The organism is Polaribacter sp. Z014, assembly GCF_023555435.1.
Classification (GTDB): Bacteria; Bacteroidota; Bacteroidia; order Flavobacteriales; family Flavobacteriaceae; genus Polaribacter.
In genome coordinates this window covers 1-1,348 of sequence record NZ_JALCZP010000083.1, presented here as the reverse complement: position 1 = coordinate 1,348, position 1,348 = coordinate 1, and the positions used below count along the sequence as shown (strand labels likewise).

Sequence of the window (1,348 nt, the reverse complement as noted above, 5' to 3'; positions counted from 1 at the left end):
TTTTCGTCTAAACTCCATTTCTTGTATTTCATATCTCAAATATATTAGTTTTGAAATTTAAAATAGCACTCCGAACTTTTAAGGGGCTAAACTATTCGGCAAAACTGCTCAATTCCTAATGAAGCTCAATTCCGCAATTTTGGAAACCTTTTTTCCTGTTTTGCCTAAGAGAGAAAATTCCGTAAACTTGCTCAATTCCGAACTTTGCTCAATTCCACAATATTGGAATTCCGCAATTTGATAAAATTTTTGATTCGCGAGTGAGTGTTCAGCAATTTTCAGTTTTCGCGCACTTTAAAAACGCAAAAATGGAAGGATTTCGAACCACAATTTTATTCAGCCTGAGTTTTTTCCGCTATTACTTGCAACGTTGTTGTATAAGCTTTGTTGCGTAGTTTAAGCAGTGAATTTAGTAAATAAAACACGAACGGCGAAATTCCGGAGGAATTTCCTAAGTAAGCCAAAACCAGCAATAAAGTTTATACGGTGTTGGCAAACGTTATTTATTTATAAAACATATTTATGAATATCAACCTTTTTGTGAAATAGTCATTTATGTCAATATCATTTCTCAATATATAATCAGACATTCGATAAGGATGAATTGGGTCAGCTGTCATTTTAATGTTTTCCAAATAATATTCGACGAATTTTGATTTATTAGGGATTTCTTCCAAAGCTTTCAGATAAATACTATTAAAATTAATTTGAACGTCTTCTTTCTGATTTTCAATATATTTTAATGTTTCATTACTCTTTTCGTTACCACAATAATAACCTGAACTTGAATAAATAACTTTTCCTTTTGGATTCAAACATTTGTATTTTGTTTTAATCATTTTTCTTTTTTTTCCAGATGAAAGACTTTTTTCTTCAAACCAAACAGAATCAGACACACAATAAATATTCAGTTTTAATTTACTTTCAGGAAATATTTTATTTTCCAGAAGAGAATAGTTATACTTTAAAATATCTTTTAGAAATTCCTTGTAAGCATTTTCTGTTTTTAGTTTTGGGTATTTATTTTTCAATATTTTTGTTTCAAAATTCTCAATTAGCGAATTAAGCGTCTCAACATTTTCTTTTCCTAATGTTTTTTCAAATTCAATTTGTTGAGAGTAAATAGAAAGGGAAATCATTGTAAATAAAATAAATATTACTTTTTTCATTTTCAGTGCTTTTGTGTTATATAATTATTAGTACTTCAAAGTAGTAGTTTGTTACATTCGTTTGGAGATTTTTTTTATGTTTGCCAACGTTGTTGTGTAATGAAAGTTGCGATTTTTGTGAACGGCTATTTTCCGCAGGAAAATTGTTGTTTGCAAAAATGCAACTGCTTTTAGTTAAG

General features: G+C 28.9%; 1 protein-coding gene. It reads right to left on the bottom strand.

The features are described from left to right. Window positions 1–503 precede the first annotated feature (503 nt). Complete coding sequence (locus tag MPF19_RS19000) at window positions 504–1,169, bottom strand: hypothetical protein (protein ID WP_249989847.1); 666 nt, start codon at window positions 1,167–1,169, stop codon at window positions 504–506. Between the last annotated feature and the right edge of the window lie 179 nt (window positions 1,170–1,348).

Excerpts from the sequence above, each read along its gene's own strand:
- MPF19_RS19000 (WP_249989847.1), bottom strand. The coding sequence starts at position 1,169 with ATGAAAAAAGTAATATTTATTTTATTTACAATGATTTCCCTTTCTATT.